Annotated in this window: 15 protein-coding genes and 2 pseudogenes; 7 read left to right on the top strand and 10 right to left on the bottom strand. The window is 66.2% G+C overall.

Annotated features, from left to right (window positions below; all coding sequences use genetic code 11):
* The first annotated feature begins 133 nt into the window (after positions 1-133).
* The gene (gene thiD, locus AC5FRZ_RS14810) at positions 134-1447 is read left to right on the top strand and encodes a bifunctional hydroxymethylpyrimidine kinase/phosphomethylpyrimidine kinase (protein WP_170092638.1); all 1314 of its coding nucleotides are present in this window, start codon (positions 134-136) and stop codon (positions 1445-1447) included.
* Positions 1448-1455: 8 nt separating this feature from the next.
* Here thiD and AC5FRZ_RS14815 read toward each other — a convergent pair whose 3' ends face one another.
* Positions 1456-3600, bottom strand: a complete 2145-nt coding sequence (locus tag AC5FRZ_RS14815; protein WP_493564968.1) for a glycyl aminopeptidase — start codon at positions 3598-3600, stop codon at positions 1456-1458.
* Between the two features lie 102 nt (positions 3601-3702).
* Between AC5FRZ_RS14815 and mutS the strand changes: the two genes are divergently transcribed.
* Positions 3703-6492, top strand: a complete 2790-nt coding sequence (gene mutS / locus AC5FRZ_RS14820; protein ID WP_493564969.1) for a DNA mismatch repair protein MutS — start codon at positions 3703-3705, stop codon at positions 6490-6492.
* Positions 6493-6504: 12 nt separating this feature from the next.
* Here mutS and AC5FRZ_RS14825 read toward each other — a convergent pair whose 3' ends face one another.
* Together AC5FRZ_RS14825 and AC5FRZ_RS14830 are read right to left on the bottom strand one after the other, a co-directional pair.
* Positions 6505-7137 carry a GNAT family N-acetyltransferase gene (locus AC5FRZ_RS14825; protein WP_170092641.1) on the bottom strand — a complete coding sequence of 211 codons (633 nt, stop codon included), beginning with the start codon at positions 7135-7137 and terminating at the stop codon, positions 6505-6507.
* 59 nt (positions 7138-7196) lie between these two features.
* On the bottom strand, positions 7197-7760 hold the full coding sequence (locus AC5FRZ_RS14830) for a metallophosphoesterase (RefSeq protein WP_493564970.1): 564 nt from the start codon (positions 7758-7760) through the stop codon (positions 7197-7199).
* Positions 7761-7832: 72 nt separating this feature from the next.
* On the opposite strand from AC5FRZ_RS14830, the pseudogene AC5FRZ_RS14835 reads away from it, so the two are divergent.
* Positions 7833-8006 (top strand): annotated as a pseudogene (locus tag AC5FRZ_RS14835) (metallophosphoesterase family protein); the annotation flags it as partial.
* Between the two features lie 241 nt (positions 8007-8247).
* Here AC5FRZ_RS14835 and AC5FRZ_RS14840 read toward each other — a convergent pair.
* The 3 genes from AC5FRZ_RS14840 to AC5FRZ_RS14850 all read right to left on the bottom strand — a co-directional run bounded on the left by AC5FRZ_RS14840 (position 8248) and on the right by AC5FRZ_RS14850 (position 9668).
* On the bottom strand, positions 8248-8541 hold the full coding sequence (locus AC5FRZ_RS14840; protein ID WP_372480165.1) for a hypothetical protein: 294 nt from the start codon (positions 8539-8541) through the stop codon (positions 8248-8250).
* Positions 8542-8555: 14 nt separating this feature from the next.
* Positions 8556-9080 (bottom strand): DoxX family protein, encoded by a 525-nt coding sequence (locus AC5FRZ_RS14845; RefSeq protein ID WP_493564971.1) that lies wholly within the window; start codon positions 9078-9080, stop codon positions 8556-8558.
* A 96-nt stretch (positions 9081-9176) separates the two neighbouring features.
* Positions 9177-9668, bottom strand: coding sequence for a DUF7992 family protein (locus AC5FRZ_RS14850; RefSeq protein ID WP_372480163.1), 492 nt, complete (start codon positions 9666-9668; stop codon positions 9177-9179).
* A 63-nt stretch (positions 9669-9731) separates the two neighbouring features.
* Here AC5FRZ_RS14850 and AC5FRZ_RS14855 point away from each other — a divergent pair, with 63 nt between their 5' ends.
* Together AC5FRZ_RS14855 and AC5FRZ_RS14860 are read left to right on the top strand one after the other, a co-directional pair.
* The gene (locus AC5FRZ_RS14855; protein ID WP_208627247.1) at positions 9732-10559 is read left to right on the top strand and encodes a M48 family metallopeptidase; all 828 of its coding nucleotides are present in this window, start codon (positions 9732-9734) and stop codon (positions 10557-10559) included.
* A gap of 1 nt (position 10560) precedes the next feature.
* A complete protein-coding gene (locus tag AC5FRZ_RS14860; RefSeq protein ID WP_372480162.1) occupies positions 10561-10797 on the top strand; it encodes a hypothetical protein in 237 nt (78 codons plus the stop codon).
* A 23-nt stretch (positions 10798-10820) separates the two neighbouring features.
* Here the strand turns inward: AC5FRZ_RS14860 and AC5FRZ_RS14865 are convergent, their stop codons facing one another.
* A complete protein-coding gene (locus AC5FRZ_RS14865) occupies positions 10821-11243 on the bottom strand; it encodes a hypothetical protein (protein ID WP_346775207.1) in 423 nt (140 codons plus the stop codon).
* A gap of 119 nt (positions 11244-11362) precedes the next feature.
* Here AC5FRZ_RS14865 and mutL point away from each other — a divergent pair, with 119 nt between their 5' ends.
* Positions 11363-13414 carry a DNA mismatch repair endonuclease MutL gene (gene mutL / locus AC5FRZ_RS14870; protein ID WP_493564972.1) on the top strand — a complete coding sequence of 684 codons (2052 nt, stop codon included), beginning with the start codon at positions 11363-11365 and terminating at the stop codon, positions 13412-13414.
* A gap of 12 nt (positions 13415-13426) precedes the next feature.
* Here mutL and AC5FRZ_RS14875 read toward each other — a convergent pair whose 3' ends face one another.
* The 3 genes from AC5FRZ_RS14875 to AC5FRZ_RS14885 are packed head-to-tail and all read right to left on the bottom strand — an operon-like array spanning position 13427 to position 15583.
* Positions 13427-14545, bottom strand: a complete 1119-nt coding sequence (locus tag AC5FRZ_RS14875; RefSeq protein WP_493564973.1) for a tyrosine-type recombinase/integrase — start codon at positions 14543-14545, stop codon at positions 13427-13429.
* Complete coding sequence (locus AC5FRZ_RS14880; RefSeq protein ID WP_493564974.1) at positions 14538-15125, bottom strand: hypothetical protein; 588 nt, start codon at positions 15123-15125, stop codon at positions 14538-14540. The genes AC5FRZ_RS14875 and AC5FRZ_RS14880 overlap by 8 nt, the downstream gene beginning before the upstream one ends.
* Positions 15125-15583, bottom strand: a complete 459-nt coding sequence (locus AC5FRZ_RS14885) for a hypothetical protein (RefSeq protein WP_493564975.1) — start codon at positions 15581-15583, stop codon at positions 15125-15127. Before AC5FRZ_RS14885 ends, AC5FRZ_RS14880 begins: the two co-directional genes overlap by 1 nt.
* Before the next feature lie 375 nt (positions 15584-15958).
* On the opposite strand from AC5FRZ_RS14885, the pseudogene AC5FRZ_RS14890 reads away from it, so the two are divergent.
* Positions 15959-17134: pseudogene (locus tag AC5FRZ_RS14890) on the top strand (DNA mismatch repair endonuclease MutL); the annotation flags it as partial.
* Positions 17135-17147 lie beyond the last annotated feature (13 nt).

Below are 17147 nucleotides of genomic sequence, written 5' to 3' on the forward strand. Positions count from 1 at the left end.
CGTCCCATGCCACCCGGCGACCCGGGTTGGCAGACGTACACGACCACATATCATAAATATTATTAATTTCGCGGCGATTCACAGCGAGACCAGGATCACCATCCATTAGGGCCGGGTCGCCCTGTCGTCACACATGACACGAGAGGCCGCGCCCGTCACGCCACCGGTCGTCCTGTCGATCGCCGGCAGCGACAGCGGCGGCGGTGCGGGAATCCAGGCGGACACGAAGACGATCGAAGCGGGCGGCGCGTTCGCGACGACGGCGATCACCGGCGTCACCGCACAGAACACGCAGGGCGTCCGGGACGTGACCACGCTCGACCGGGCGACGGTCGACGCACAGATCGACGCCGTCGTCGAGGACTTCGACGTAGCGGCGGTCAAGACCGGGATGCTGTCGACGAGCGCGGTCGTCGAGACGGTGACCGAGTACGCCGCGTCCTTGCCCGCGCTGGTCGTCGACCCCGTCATGGTCGCAGCCAGCGGCGACCGACTGCTCGACCCAGAGGCAGAGGCCGCCTACGAGGACCTGATCGCGGAGGCGGCGGTCGTGACGCCAAACGCCGACGAGGCCGAGGTGTTGACCGACATCGAAGTGACCGACGCCGACGCGGCGCGGCGCGCGGGCGAGGCGCTCGTGGCGATGGGTGCCGACGCGGCCCTGGTCAAGGGCGGGCACGTCCCCGGCGACGCCGTCGTCGACACGCTCGTGACCGACGAGACGGTCCACACCTACCGACACGATCGGATCGACACGGCGGCGACCCACGGGTCGGGCTGTACCCTCTCCAGCGCGGTCGCGACGCGGCTGGCACACGGCGACGACACGGAGACCGCCGTCGGCGAGGGGATCGCCCTGCTCGCCCGCGCGGTCCGGTACAACGTCGACGTGGGCGAGGGGGCGGGTGCCGTCCACCACACCGTCGAGAGCCGCAACGAGGCCGCGCGCAACGAGACCGTCGAGGCTGTCGAGGCCGTCGTCGCGGGACTGAGTGACGCGAACGCGACCGCGCTGGTCCCACACGGCATCGCCAACGTCGCGGGGGCGACGCCGTACGCCGAATCCCCGGCAGAAGTGGCGGCCGTCGAGGGCGGTATCGGGCTGACCCGAGACGGAATCCGCTCCAACCGCGGCGTCCGTTTCGGCGTCCCGACGCCGCTCGCAGAGACGATCCTCGCCTGCCGGGAACACGATCCAGCGATCAGGTTCGCGCTGTCGTGTACGGCCACGTCACCGCTCGTCGACGCGCTGGGGACGCTCGACGGGGCGACGGCGACCGTCGAGAACGGCGAGACCGAGGCGCGCGTGCAAGCGGCGTTCGCGGACTGTGAGACGACGCCCGCGGCGATCGTCGACCGCCACGACGACCGCCTCGTCGTCCTCGCGCCGGAGGCGACCCAGCTGCTCGAACGCGTCCAGACCCTCGTCGCCAGCGTCGAGGCGTGAGCCCGTAGCTACCGCCGGTAGCGGAGAGCGACCCACAGCACGGACAGAGCCACGACGAGAGTGACGACGCCGGGTCCCGCCCCGTCACCGCGGCTGGTCGCCGTCGGCGTCGGCGTCTCGGTGGCGGTCATCGTCCGGACGCGGTTCGGTCGGACCATCACCTCGACGGAGGGGACGGTGCCAGCACCGAGCGACACCGCGCCCGGACGGGGGAGCGAGATCTCCCGCTCGATAGAGGTCCTGTTGTAGGCCGGCATCGTCACGTGCCGGCGGCCGACCTCCTCTGAGTCGCGGGTGAACACGACGGTCGCCTCGCCCGGTCGCGGCTCGCCGTTGTACAGCGTCGCGGTCAGGACGACGGTGTCGCCCTGCTCGGCGGCCGTGGGCTCGACGTCGAGGCTGACGACGTTGGCCCTCACCGGCCGCTGGACGGTGACGTTGAGCCGCTCGCCGTCGACGACGACGTGGTAGGTACCCGGCGTCGGGAACCGATGGGACAGCGGAGCCGTCGTCGATTCCCCGGCCTCGATCCGACCGCTCGTCTCGTCGACGACCGTCCCGTTGACCCGCATCGAGACGTTGTACACGCCCGCGGTGCCCCCGGCGTTGCTGACGAGGGTGTCGACGGTCAGGCGCTCGCCGGTCACCAGCTGGATCGAGTCGTCCGCGATCGTCTCGTTTCGGTAGGGGCCGGTGATCCGGTAGCCCTCGGCGTCGCCGGCCGGCGGCAGCTCGTATCCGACCCGTGCCGGGAGCTGGCCGAAGACGGCGGCGTGGGTCGTCCGGTTCCACGTCTCGACCGACGCCGTGGTCTCGGTGTAGGTCTGGCCCTCGTCCAGCACGGACGTTCCCCCGGTCGTCGCCAGCAGTTCGAGGAAGTCGAGCTGTGACACCGGCTGTTGCTGGCCGTTCATCTCCCGGAACACGTCCTGGAGGGTCCGCTCGCGGTCGGTCGCGACGCGCAGGCGACGGTCCAGTTCGCCGGCCACGAGCGAGCCCCTGTCGTAGTCGGGCGCGCCCTCCCAGGTCGAGACGTTCGAGAGCACGACCCCGTCGTAGACCGGATGGGTCCCGCGGGCCAGTCGGTCACGGAATCCCTCGAACGCCACGGACTCCTGTTCGAGCGAGAGCAACGACGCGTAGTACGACGCCGACGCCTCCGTGAACCAGGCCGTCCGACTCGTGGGCGTGAACGCCTGCCGGGTGTGGACGTACTCGTGGAGCCAGGCGTTGTCCGGCTGGTCGAGCGGCTCCGTGTCCCGGACCCAGGCGTCGGTGTCCCCGGTCTGGACGCCCCGGACGCCCCACTCGACGGGTCCCGTGGGCGCGGCGATCAGGAACACCGTCTCGTCGCGATCGCCGACGCGCAACGCGTCGGAGCTGTTTGCCAGTGCGTCGAGGATCGCCGACGGAGACTCCGACAGCGTCGCGGCCGCCGGGACGACCAGCCGGAACCGCTGGCCGTGGGCGGTCCGCTCGTGCAGTTCGTGCTCGCCGAGGTAGACGAGCCACTCCCCGGCCGCGCCGGGACCAGCCGTCGACGAGCCACGGTCGAACACGATCGGCGTCCCGCCAGTCGCCTCCCAGTAGGTCGGCGTCGGCGGCCGTTCGAACAGCGCCCACTTGCCCGTGCCCGCGTACAGCGCGCGGCCGTCGGTCCCGTGTGGCCCCGTCCGGTCGATGGTCTCGTTGATCCGGTAGTCGTAGGTCAGCGTCGGCTGCTGTGTCGTGGCACGCCAGCGAAAGTGGGTCTCGTTGTCGCGGACGAATCCCCGCTGGGAGACGAAAGTGGCTCCGTCGGGAAGCGCGGCCCGCATGGAGACGACACGTGCCGGGACGCTGTAGGCCAGTCTGACCCGAACCGTGCCGGGACGCTCGGGCAAGCGGTGGAACCGCTGGGTGAGTCCCAGCGTCCCGTCGTCCTGCTGGCCGGTGTCGCTACCGGCGGTGTCGCCCACGCCGAGACCGAACTGGTCGACGCCGGCAGACAGCTGCCGGGACGGCGAACCCGACTGGTCCGCCGACGCCGGCACGTCGGTGTCGACGGTCGTCTCGGCGGCAGCGGAGTCGGCGACGGTGACCGCGGGGGCGATGCTCCCCGAGAGCACCACCACGACCAGCACCGCGACGGCACCACGCGTCACCTCGCCCATTGACCACTTGTTGCACATCACCCGACAAATAGCTGACCCGTGGGAACACGGACCAATCGACGACCCACAACCCTTAGGCACCCGTCGCTCCCAGGGGCGGGTATGACAGAGGCGACGGGTATCGTCGGCGAGTTCCTCTCGCTGAAGGCGGACAGTGACGCGGATCTGCTGGCGATGCAGTGTGGCGACTTCTACGAGTTCTTCGACGAGGACGCCGAGATCGTCGCCGACGAGCTCGACCTGAAGGTAAGTCAGAAGTCCTCCCACGGCTCTTCGTACCCGATGGCGGGCGTGCCGGTCGACGATCTGACCCCCTACGTCTCCGCGCTGGTCGAACGAGGCTACCGGGTCGCCGTCGCCGACCAGCACGAGACCGCAGACGGACACGCCCGCGAGATCACGCGCGTCGTGACGCCGGGAACCCACCTGGAGACGACCGACGACGCCGCCCAGTACCTGGCTGCCGTCGTCGGTACCGACGGCGACTCGTCGGACCCGGCGGACGGAGCCGACGGGAGCTACGGGCTGGCCGTGGCCGACGTGACCACCGGCCAGTTCCACGTGACCCAACTCGACGGCCCGGACGCTCGCACACGGATTCAAACGGAGCTGTACAAGTTCGACCCCGCGGAGGTGTTGCCCGGCCCCGACCTGCGTGGCGACGACGACTTCCTCGATCGCCTGCGCGAGCGGACCGACGCGGCGCTGACGGTCCACACCGAGGAGTCGTTCGCGCCCGGACGAGCGCGCCACCGCGTTCGCGACCACTTCGGCCCCGAGACCGTCGACAGCGTCGGTATCACCGACGACGACGCCGCGATCTGTGCCGCCGGTGCCGTCCTGTCCTACGTCGAGGACACCGGCGTCGGGACGCTGGCCTCGATCACGCGCCTGCAGTCCTACGGCGCGACCGACCACGTCAATCTGGACGCGACGACCCAGCGCAACCTCGAACTGACCGAGACGATGCAAGGCGGGACCGACGGCTCGCTGTTCGACACGATCGACCACACGACGACGGCTGCCGGCGCGCGCCTGCTCCGAGAGTGGCTCCAGCGGCCACGCAGAGATCGCGCCGAGCTGACGCGCCGCCAGTCCTGTATCGCCGCACTGACCGAGGCAGCGATGGCCCGCGAACGGCTGTGTGAGATGCTGGCCGACGCCTACGACCTCGAACGGCTGGCCTCGCGAGCCGTCTCGGGCAGTGCCGACGCCCGGGATCTGCGGGCCGTCGCCGAGACGCTCGGGCTGCTGGCGACGGTCGAGGACGTGATCGACGAGGACGATCGACTGGCCGACTCGCCACTGGCCGACGCTCTCGATCGGCTCGACCGCGATGCCGCCGCCGACCTGGCGAGCGAACTCGACGCCGCACTGGTGGCGGATCCACCTGGGACGGTCCGACAGGGTGGCCTCTTCGAGCAGGGGTACGACGAGGAACTGGACGAGGTGATCGAGCGCCACGAGTCGGTCCTGGAGTGGCTCGACACGCTGGCCGACCGCGAGAAAGAGCGGACCGGGATCACGCACCTTTCGGTCGACCGCAACAAGACCGACGGCTACTACATCCAGGTCGGCAAGAGCGAGGCCGACGAGGTCCCCGAGGGCTACGAAGGGATCAAGACGCTGAAAAACTCAGAGCGGTTCACGACCGACGAACTCCAGCAGAAGGAACGCGAGGTGTTCCGGCTCGAAGAACAGCGCCACGAGCTAGAGTACGAGCTGTTCGGCGACCTGCGGGAGCGAGTCGCCGAGGACGCCACGCTGCTACAGGACGTGGGTCGCGTGCTGGCAGAACTGGACGCCTTCGCGTCGCTCGCGATCCACGCCGTCCGCAACGACTGGACACGTCCGGAACTCACCGACGGGCGCGAACTCGACGTGGAAGCCGGCCGCCACCCCGTCGTCGAACAGACGACCGAGTTCGTCCCCAACGACCTCCGGATGGACGGGGCGGCTTCCCCGCCGAACCGGGAGCGTGCCAGCGGACACGCGAACGACCAGCGCCAGTTCCTGATCGTCACCGGCCCCAACATGAGCGGCAAGTCCACCTACATGCGCCAGGCGGCGCTGATCACGCTGCTGGCACAGGTCGGCAGTTTCGTCCCCGCCCGGACGGCGACGATCGGACTGGTCGACGGGATCTACACCCGCGTCGGCGCGCTGGACGAACTGGCCCAGGGCCGGTCGACGTTCATGGTCGAGATGCAGGAACTCAGCAACATCCTCCACTCCGCGACCGACGACTCGCTGGTGATACTCGACGAGGTGGGCCGGGGCACCGCGACCTACGACGGCATCTCGATCGCCTGGGCGGCCACCGAGTACCTGCACAACGAGGTCCGGGCGAAGACCCTCTTTGCGACGCACTACCACGAGCTGACGACGCTTGCCGACCACCTCGACCGCGTCCACAACGTCCACGTCGCCGTCGCCGGTGAACCGCCGACTGCCAGTGGGGCTGAGTCACACACCGCAGACGAGTCCGACGGTGACGTGACCTTCCTCCGGACGGTGCGAGACGGGCCGACCGACCGCTCTTACGGGATCCACGTCGCCGACCTGGCGGGCGTCCCAGAGCCCGTCGTCGACCGCTCTCGGACGGTGCTCGATCGCCTGCGCGAAGAGAAGGCCATCGAGGCGAAAGGCAGCGGGTCGTCCGAGCCCGTCCAGACCGTCTTCGACGTGAACGCGGGCAGGTTCAAACGCGCCGACGAGAGCGAGCCGGCCACCGCCGACGGTGGAACGGCGGCCGAGGCGTCGGACGCGGGACTCGACCCCGAGACCGAGGCCGTCGTCGAGGAGCTGAGCGAACTCGACGTCAACGAGACGCCGCCGGTCGAGCTGATGGCGACGGTCCAGGAGTGGCAAGCGCAACTGGACGACGGGTGACGCGACCAGCGATCAGCGACCGCGTGGTCTCGTCCCCACGATCGGGACGTGCTGGTACTCGATGCCGTCCTGGCCGTCCAGTGGTCGACGGAGCCGGAGGATCGCCGTCCTGCGGCCCCGTTCCTCGTACGGCAACTCCTCGACGACCTCGAAGCCCAGTTTCTCGTAGAGCCGGCGGGCCGTGCGGTTGTCCGGATCGACGATCAGCGTGAGCGCCTCGCGATCGGCGACGGCCGCCGCCGCGACGACGTGCTTGCTCAGTTCGGTCCCGATGCCCCGTCCCTGGTAGTCCTGGTGGACGAAGACGGCGAACTCCGGCTCGGCGTCGTCGGTCGGCGTGTACAGCGCGTGGCCGACGAGGCCGGTCTCGCCGGCCACGACGAAGTTACAGCCCTCGTCGAGCAGGCCGTCGAGCCAGTCGGCGATCCGCGAGCGCGTCCGTGGCGGCAATCCCTGTGCCGCCTGTCCCGGCGCGAAGTCGTCGTACATCGCGACGAGGGCCTCGTGGTCGCCGTCGGCCGCCGGGCGGATGACCCAGGACGAACCTTCTCGGTCGACGAACCGTGGACACCGCGGCGGGCAGTGTCGCGTCCCCTCGCACTCGCCTGCGTCCCAGTACTGGCAGACGCGGTCTGACTGGTCCATGGCTGACTCTCTGTCGGCCCCAGTCAAAAGGAGGGGACTGCGCTCTCAGCCGCTGGGAATCACTCCTCGACCAGCGCCTTCGCTGCCGCCACGTCTCGGAGGCTGGTCGTCGCGGCGTCCAGCACTCCCGTCAGCGTCTCCAGCGCGATCGGACGGAACCCCAGCAGCTCACAGCTCACGTTGACCCGCCGGGCTCGGGGAGCCACGAACGGGTACGTCTCCGGGTCGTTGTTGTGGATGTGCCCGTGGATCACCCAGTCGTCCCAGTCGTCGGGCACGTCCTCCGGGCGGTGCGTGCAGTAGAATCGGTAGTCGCCGTGTTCGAGGACACACGAGTCGAGCACCGGGAACGGAGCCCCCGCGGGATCGAGCCCCACGTCGTGGTTGCCCTGCAACAGGAGATCCCCGCCCAGCTGTTGGAAGTACTCGATCGTCTCCTGGCCGTCCCGCATGTCCATAGCAACGTCGCCGAGGTGGACGAGCAGGTCGTCGGGATCGACCGTCTCGTAGTGGCGATCGAGCAGCGCGCTGTCCATCTCGCCGACCGACGTGAACGGCCGATCACAGTACTCGATGATGTTCGAGTGCCCGAAGTGATGATCGGAGATGACGTACCGGGCCATGGTCCATAGCGCCGGGGGAGGGACCTAACAGTTCGGGTCGGTCGATGTTTGCTACCACACCTCATTCGGCCCCTGATCGTCAATCCGGGGAGCGTCGGCCAGCCACGAGACGGAGATCCGCGGGCGGCCTGCGCCGACGACGACAGCGTCGAACTCCGCCGCGTCCAGTACGACATCGACCGGGTCATCTCGAAAGTCGAAGAACTCGACACGCCCCGACGGCTCGGCGTCCGGCTGCTCGACGGCTCCGGACACTGTCGGCTGTGTGCCTGGGACACGTCTCGCGATCTCGGAGTGACGGACGTTGCCAGACAGTGACAGTCAGCGCGACAGAGACGGTCGCGAAAATCGTCGAAACAGTCCCGCGACGGGGCAGCGAGTCGAGCGGGCTGGAGTGGGTTCGTTCTCATACTGCCGGCGGTACCTTCGTGACGAGCTTCGCCACCTCGGGGTGGCGAAATCGGTCACAGATGTACAGCCGGTCGTCTCAGTCGGCGGTCATCTCGGCGCGGTCGGCGGCGTCGGTGGCCATGGGCGTGGCGAGCTTGTAGGCACCCCAGACGGCCAGCACGAGCAGCGCGGCGATGACGATCCCGGTTCGCAGCGTCGGGTCGAGCAGCGGCGTCGCGATCACTTCGCCGGCGTCGTTGGTCAGCGGGGCCGGGCTGTAGGGTTTGCCTGCCAGCAGCTCCAGCACGCCCATGACGACGATGCCCAGCACGAACAGGGCACCGCTCAGTCCCAGCGCGATACGGTCGACGGTCGTTGTGGTGTCAGTCATTGTGTGTCACCTCGTTAGCCGAGGATGTAGCGTAGTTTCGGGTGGCGTTTGACCAGCTTCGTCTGCTCGACGATGGCGTCGAGTCCGTAGTATCGGCCCGCGCCCAGCACGAGCACGGTCATGAACAACAGCAGCCCCATCAGGTCGCTGTTGACCAGTCCATGGCCGAACTCGGCGTTGCCGATCCAGAACAGGGTCATGAAGGTGACCCCGCCGATGGACGCCAGCCGCGTCAGCAGGCCCGCCATCAGCGCCAGCCCGATCAGCGTCTCGAACAGCGGCACACCCGGCGCGATCAACCATGCCAGGTTGTTCCCCATCCAGACCGGGATCGGTCCCAGGGCCGTGCCCGTCATCTCCTGCATGTACATCGGTCCGTAGCTGTAGGCCAGCCCGTCCTCGATGAGCTTCGTCACGCCCGCGTGGAAGAACCACCAGCCCGTGATGACCCGCAGCAGGGCCAGCCAGTAGCTCGTCAGCGGCCCGTCTAACTCGAGCTCGAAGTCCGTCGCCAGGGGGTTTGCCGTGTTGGTTGCCATAATCTCTCCCTCACATGTACGTGTTGGCGGTGATACGGGATATAAGAGGACGCGTGTTCCCAGCGGGTGAAAACCGCTCTCAGATTCCGAGAGCCGTCACTCCTCGCGGTCGCCGTAGGCCACGTCCTCGTCGTCGAAGAAGCCGAAGTCGTCGTCGTCCCGGAGCACGTAGTCGTTCTCCAGGACCTCGGAGACGATCCGCCCCAGCGAATCGAGCGCCATGTCGATCCCGTCGGGATCGTCGAGATCGTACTCGTCGGCGGCGTCGTCGGGCAGTTCGGGGGCGCGGTACCCGACCTCGTCGCTGGCGGGGTCCCAGTAGAAGTCGAACGCCTCGATCAGATCGAGCCGTTCGACGACCGCGAACTCCGCGGTCGAGAGCCCGGCGCTGGTCGTCCACTCCTCGAAGGCGTCCTGCCAGGCACCGGCCCGGAGGAACCCCTCGACCTCCTGTCGACGGTAGTCGTCGCCCGTGTCGACGATCTCGTTGTCGATCGCCTCGTAGTCGCCTCTGGTCTGGGGACCGCGCAACGACGGGGGGTCGGGCGTGGGAACGTCGAGCACCATGCCGAGTTGTTGTCTCTCCAACAGTATAGCCTCTCGGGCACACAGGCCAGAAGGTTCTCAAGTGGCGACCAGAGAGGGGCGTGTATGAGACACGTCGGACTGAAAGCCCGGATGGCGTTCGTGGGGTCGCTGCTGTTTGGCTTCTACGCGGTCGCCGCGGTAGTGCTGATGGGGCTGTTCGGCGAGCGCGCGCTCCCGCTGATCCTCGTCGGGAGCGTCCTCTTCGTCGGCGTCCAGTACAAGATCGGTAAGTGGGCGGCCCTGCGCAGCGTCGGCGCGGAAGACCTGCCAGAGGACCGCTTCCCCCAGATCCACAAGCAAGTCGAGTACCTCTCGACGGACATGGGCATCGAGAAACCGCGGCTGATGGTCGCGCGGATGGGCGTGCCCAACGCCTTCGCCGTCGGCCGCAAGGGTGCCGGGACGGTCGTCGTCAGCGAGGAACTGCTCCAGCTCCTCGACGCAGACGAGGTCGAGGGCGTCCTCGCCCACGAGCTGGCTCACATCCGCAACCGCGACGTAGTGATGATGGTGCTGGGCCAGGGAATCGCTTCGATCGTCTCCATTGCCGCCCAGTGGATCGTCCTGCTGACCGGCGACAACGACCTGGCCGACTTCTTCCTGGCGATCGTCGTCGGCCAGATCGTCCAGCTGATCGTGATGGTGTTCGTGCTGGCGATCTCCCGGTACCGGGAGTACGTCGCCGACAGCGACGCCGCAGCGGAGGTCGGAGGCGAGCCACTGGCCAGCGCACTGGAGAAGATCTCGCGTGGGAGCGAGCGCGCCCAGGACTCCGCGATCGACGAGCAGGTCAGCGCGCTGTGTATCTTCGGCGAGGAGCGCGGCCTACTGGCCACGCTCTTTGCCTCGCACCCGCCCGTCGAGAAGCGCATCGAGCGGCTCCGCAACTGAGATGGACACTCGTACCGTCCTGGCGGCCGTCCTCGGCGTCGGCCTGGGACTCGTCTTCCTGGCCGCGCCGGGAGCCGTCCGGACCGCCTACAGCGCCGGACGCAGCCCGCAGGATCGTCGCGGCGAGTACGGATCGGGGGAGAGTGCGGGGAGTCGGTACCACTCGCTGATCCGGGCGGTCGGCGCGGCCTTCGTCCTCGCGGGGCTGTATTTCGGCTGGCAGGCGCTCGCAGTCTGAGGCCGATCCCGCCCGCGACGGGATCAGTTCTTCTGGATCTCCGTCGGGGGCAGGTCGGCCGGCTCGTCGGCCTCGACCCAGTTTTCCTCGGCGAGGACGAGCCGAGAGATCACCGCGGCCACGTCGCGGGCCGTCGCCTCTTGCTGGAAGAAGGAGACGTTGCCGAGCGACGCGCCGATCGAGCGGCTCACTTCGACGGTCGCGAGCGCCTCGTCGCCGACGACATCTTCGACTTTGCGGGTCACGCGCTCGTTGAGTTCCTTGCGCATCGGCTCGGAGAGTTCGTAGCCCGCCGGCAGGAGATCGTAGGTGATCGCGTACCCCTCCTCGTAGCGCTCGACGGCGAAGAAGGGCGTCGATTCGGCCTCGGCCTCGTAGTAGGCGTCGTCGCGCGCCTGCTGGTCCTCGTACAGTGGCACGTCGGATGGATCGAATCCTGCTGGCACACGAGAGCGTACTCGATACGGCGTTATCAACCTGTTCCCGGCGGGAAGCGACGTGACACTCTGCCACCGCCCACACCGGAGCCCGCAGGCTCAAGGCGCTCCCGCCATACGATCGGACAATGAGCGAGGGGACAGACACCGAGATCCGACAGCTCGATTCGGCGACCGTCGAGCGCATCGCGGCAGGGGAGGTCGTCGAGCGGCCCGCAAGCGTCGTCAAGGAACTCGTCGAGAACGCGCTGGACGCCGACGCCGACCGCGTCCGCGTCGCCGTCGAGCAGGGCGGTATCGAGGGGATCAAAGTGACCGACGACGGGATCGGGATGAGTCGCGAGGCCGTCGAGCGAGCCGTCGAAGAGCACACGACGAGCAAGATCAGTTCGATCGAGGACCTGGAGAGCGGCGTCGGGACGCTCGGCTTCCGTGGCGAGGCGCTGCACGCGATCGGGGCGGTCTCTCGGACGACGATCACCACGCGCCCACGCGGAGGCGATCGGCAGGGGACCGAACTCGTCGTCGAGGGCGGCGACGTGACCGCCGTCGAGCCAGCGGGCTGTCCCGCCGGGACGACCATCGAAGTCGACGATCTCTTCTACAACGTCCCGGCCCGCCGGAAGTACCTCAAGCAGGCCAGCACGGAGTTCGCCCACGTCAACACCGTCGTCACCAGCTACGCGCTCGCGAATCCCGACGTGGCGGTGACGCTGTCACACGACGGCCGAGAGACGTTCGCGACGACGGGACAGGGCGATCTCGAAGCGACCGTCCTCTCGGTGTACGGCCGCGAGGTCGCACAGTCGATGATCGAAGTGGACGACGGCGATCTGCCGGACGGACCACTGGAGTCGGTGACCGGACTCGTGAGCCACCCCGAGACCAACCGCGCGAGCCGGGACTACCTCTCGACGTACGTCAACGGCCGGTACGTCCGGGCCGACGCCGTCAGAGAGGCGATCGTCGACGCCTACGACACCCAGCTCGCGCCCGATCGGTACCCCTTCGCGGTGCTGTTCTGTGCCGTCGATCCGGCGACCGTCGACGTGAACGTCCACCCCCGGAAGATGCAGATAAGATGGAGTGAAGAGGAGGCCGTCAAGCGCCAAGTTCGCACCATCGTCGAAGACGCACTCCGCAAAGAAGGAGGTCTTCGATCATCGGCCCCGCGTGGACGGAGTGCCCCCGATCAAACGAAAATTGAACCGTCGTCGACATCCGACGACACAGAGGAACCAACGGCTGATAGCACCGCCGACACGGGAACCGACGACACCGCCGTCGAGGACACGCCCGAACTCACGACCGATGCCGGGACATCCCAACAATCGCCCGATACCGAATCACCCGGGTCGACATCGTCGGCGTCTTCGACATCTTCGTCGTCACCCGTGGGTTCGTCGGCGGAAGATACAACGTCCCGGTCGCCGTCGTCGGGATCGTCACCCGGGCCGTCGTCGACATCCGATTCGACGCGGTCGTCGCCGCACACCCGCCAATCACAGTCACCGATCGCCCGGAAACCGGACACCCAAACGACCCTTAGCGGTGACGACGCCCACACGTCGACGGAATTCGATAACTTTCCCGACCTTCGCGTCATGGGACAGCTACACGACACGTACATCGTAGCCGAAGCCGACGACGGACTAATCCTAATCGACCAGCACGCCGCCGACGAACGAATCAACTACGAACGGCTAAGGGAACGCTTCGAAGGCGAAACGACCACTCAAGCGTTAGCCGAACCGGTCCGGCTCGAATTAACCTCCGGAGAAGCCGCGATATTCGACAGCTACGAAGACGCGCTTGCCCGGTTGGGCTTTCACGCGAACCGCGTCGACGATCGTACGGTGAAAGTAACGACCGTCCCCGCGCTTGTCGCCGAATCCGCCGGCCCGTCGGTAATCCGCGACGTCTTGGCCGACTTGGTGACAGGGGAAGAAGCGGCGGAACAGACTGTCGAAGCCGTCGCCAACGAACTGTTATCGGACATGGCTTGCTACCCGTCGATTACGGGGAACACGTCGCTAACCGACGGGTCGGTCGTCGACCTGCTATCGGCACTTGACGACTGTGAAAACCCGTGGGCATGCCCGCATGGTCGCCCGGTGCTAATTCATATCGACTCTGATGAGATTGATGAGCGGTTCGAGCGGGACTATCCCGGACACTAACAGAATAACCGGTTAGATTCGGAACTTGAAGACATCCTCCCGATAGCGGTCTTCTATGTCTTCGTAGTAGGTGTGAATGTAGGAATCGATCGCGTCGCGGGTTGACCGGATTTCACCACCCGATTGACGGTCTCCGCGTAGGTACTTGACAAGGTCGCGGGGCCAGTTCTGTTCGACCTTGAACCATGTCGTTCCGAAGTGCCGACCGTAGTGCGAGGACACGCCTCGAAACCGGTCGGTCGGGCCGTAGCGTGGACGGAAGTACTCCTTCCACCGGTCGTTAACGTTCGTGTGGTCCATCTTCAAGCCTTTCGTCTTCGACAGGAACAGCCACGGTTCGCCGTTATCGGGCCGGACTAACAGATATTGTAGAAGAACACGGCGAAGTTCGCCATCTAACGGAATGATTGTCGGCCGCTCTCGTTTGTTCCGTTCCCGGTCGTTGGGGACGTATAGCGCGTTCGGGCGACCGTCAAGGGTCGGATGTGTTCCCAGTTCTGGATAGTGATCCTGTAGCTCGGAATTGGCGATGTGAATCTCGCTGAGTTTGATGTTACAGACTTCCGACGCCCGGAGCAGCGTTTTGAATCCAGTGACGATGAGAGCACGATCTCGGATATGGCGGATGTCCTCCTGAATCACTCCCCGGAGTTCTGAGAGTGGGATGGGACGCGGATCTTGGGGTGACTCTTTGCTAAGGTCGATTTTCCCTTTGGCTGACCCGAAGGGATTGAAGTTTGTCTTGTGCGGGAAGTTCGGTTCGTTCCCGAAATAGGTGTAGGCAAGCTGTAACGTGGACAACTTCTTCGCAACGGTCCCTTTCGTGAGACCGTCGTTGAGAAAGGCCCTTGCCCACTCCATCGCGTGCCGAGACGACGCGCACGCGGGATGCCGGTCGTAATGTTCCGTCATGAAGTCCCGGAATTGCCGAACGTGTCGCTCCCGATTCTTGATGGTGTCGTCAGCGTGGTCACGGTTTCTCACCTGTTCATCGAGGAACAGCTGGAACGGGTCGACATTATCTTCTCTCCCCATCGCCCAGAAGTCTTCGTTGTATTCGGCTAACGGGTCAGTCGTACGACCGAAGCGGTCAGCAATCTGCTCGTGCTTATCGTGGTTGTCACTACTCATCTGCATCACCGTTCTTTCTGGTGAATTGCTTGTCGGCTAAGCCCATCCGATAGTCCCAGCACTCGCGGGCGACACCGCCATTAGCACACGCCATGAGAACCGGGTGGTGGCGGTGAGGGAAGTCGACCCACGATTGAAGCCAGTCGTAGAACCGATTGACTGGCGCGAAGTACGTATCGTAGACTGTCGAAGTTGCCCGTGGTTGCTTTGTCGGATTCTTGTATCCGTCTTTGATCTCAGAGAGAAAGGATTCAATATCTACAGGAGTTGCCAAGGCGTGGTGTCTATCCCGTTCTCGGTGCATGAACTGCTTGAAGTATCGACCACACCGTTCGATTTCTCCCGCCCGACACTTCCCCAGTTGCCCCTGTGCCTGATTAACAGTACCGTCGAAACGGAGCATGAGATACCACGACCACGTATCGTTACCCCGAAATTCCTCTGCGTAGTACGACAACCGGTAGCGATCGGGAACGTCATCGATAGTCTTGAAAACGCCCATCCGCGCCTTCGGGTCCTGGTTCGCCCGCATTTCGACCCCTGACGGTCGTCCGGGCCTGTCGTGGTCGCCGCGAGCCACTATTCGATCCCTCCGTTGTTTGCCGGGTAGTACAGGTCGGTGCCGTCGTCGTCCGATTTGACCTGTAAGGCGTCACCTTCCAGACCCTCCAGATGAGAAGTGACGCGCCCGGCAGCGGTGTCGATGACGTGCTGTACGATTTCGTCGTAAGTGGCTCCCGGATTTCTTCTGACGAACTCGCGGATTGCTCCCTGCTCGCCGTGATGAAGTTCGTCTTCCAGCCGGTCGATTCGGTTCCGCGCACCCTCTAGTTCTTCCTTCAGGTCATTGCGCTGTTTCCGGAGTTCTAGGTTCGTTTCATCCGGCGTGACGTTGGAGTCGAACTTCTTCATTCCCGCCTCAACCATGCACTCGACGAACTCCGGCATCGACATCCCAAGTTCTCCTGCCTCTTTCTCCCACCGTCTGTATTGTTCCTCTGTGGGATACAGAGATGTCGGGTGACTGTTGCTACTCATCACCGACCACCCAGAGATTTGCGTTCCCGACCTTCTGCCGGCCTATACTGGCATCATCAGCGAGTGAACGCAACTTCTTGTAGGCCGTTTCGTAGGAACACCCCACGCGGTCCGCTATCGGTTGTGTTCCTGCTGAACCACCCTCCGCTTCCAGTGCAGCGATGAAGGCGTCAGGTGGGTATGTTTCCGTATATTTTCCCGAGTCGTCATCCCGGTTAGCACCCGGCATGGGGCGGTATTCTAAAGCCATTACATTAGGTTTTCATGGACACGGTACTTAACCTTTACAGGTACTTTGTTATGGGTGCTCTATCGTGTTCTCCTAGTCAAGCCGCTGGGGTGGAGACGCTCTCACAAAAAATTGCTAACTCACTAATAGAGGTTCGCTTCGCAGACGACGAGGGCGTCCGTCGGCAGGTCGAGCACGCGGTCCAGTCGGCGCTGCTCTCCGAGGGGCTCGTCCGCTCCAGCGCACCGCGGGGCCGCTCGGCCGCCGAGCAGACCGAGATCACGCCAGAGTCCGGGCGAGTGGACGACGAGACCGACGCCACAGACGGCGCGGGGGCCGACGGAGAGCAGTCCGGCGACGACTCGGCTGGCGAGACGGGCCGTCCAGACACCTCGGTTTCGGATCGAACCGCCGACGGAGCGAGTGGCACATCTGCTGGCGAAAGCGGCGACCGCGGACAGCCCGACGCGACGGCGACGGGCGACAGCGCGGCGGACACCGCCTCGTCGCGGAGTCGGTCGAGCGCGTCCAGCGGACGGGACGAGCCATCGACGAGCGCGCAGTCGAGCCAGACGAACGGATCGACTCGGACGAGCGACGCCGACCGCGGACGTGCCCGCTCCGGGCGCGACACGGACCCAGAGCGGAAGTTCCGCGGCGACGACCGGCAGGCCCGGCTGGGCGGCGAGGAACCGACCCAGTCGCTGGACTCGCTGCCGGCCCTGCGGATCCTCGGGCAGCTCCACGAGACCTACGTCGTCGCGGAGGCCGACGACGGACTGGTCGTGATCGATCAGCACGCGGCCGACGAGCGGATCAACTACGAACGGCTGAAAGATGCCTTCGAAGGCGAGACGGCGACGCAGGCGCTCGCCGAGCCGGTCGAACTCGAACTGACGGCGGGGGAGGCCGCGGTGTTCGAGGACCGCGTCGAGGCGCTCGCGCGGCTGGGTTTTCACGCCGACCGAACGGGTGACCGGACCGTCGAGGTGCGGACGGTCCCCGGCGTGATCGCCGACGCCGCCGGCCCCGAACTCGTCCAGGACGTGCTGGCGGCGTTCGTCGCGGGCGAGCACGAGGCCGCCGACACGGTGGAGGCGGCCGCCGACGAGCTACTGGCAGATCTGGCCTGTTACCCCTCGATCACGGGCAACACCTCGCTGACCGAGGGCTCGATCCGGGAGTTGCTCGCCGCGCTCGACGACTGTGAGAACCCCTACGCCTGTCCGCACGGTCGACCGGTCGTCGTCGAGATCGACCGCGGCGAGCTCGAAGACCGGTTCGAGCGGGACTATCCGGGCCACAGCGGTCGTCGGACATAGCGGCTCCCGGCGA

The sequence above is a fragment of the Halomicrobium sp. HArcht1-1 genome, assembly GCF_058933285.1.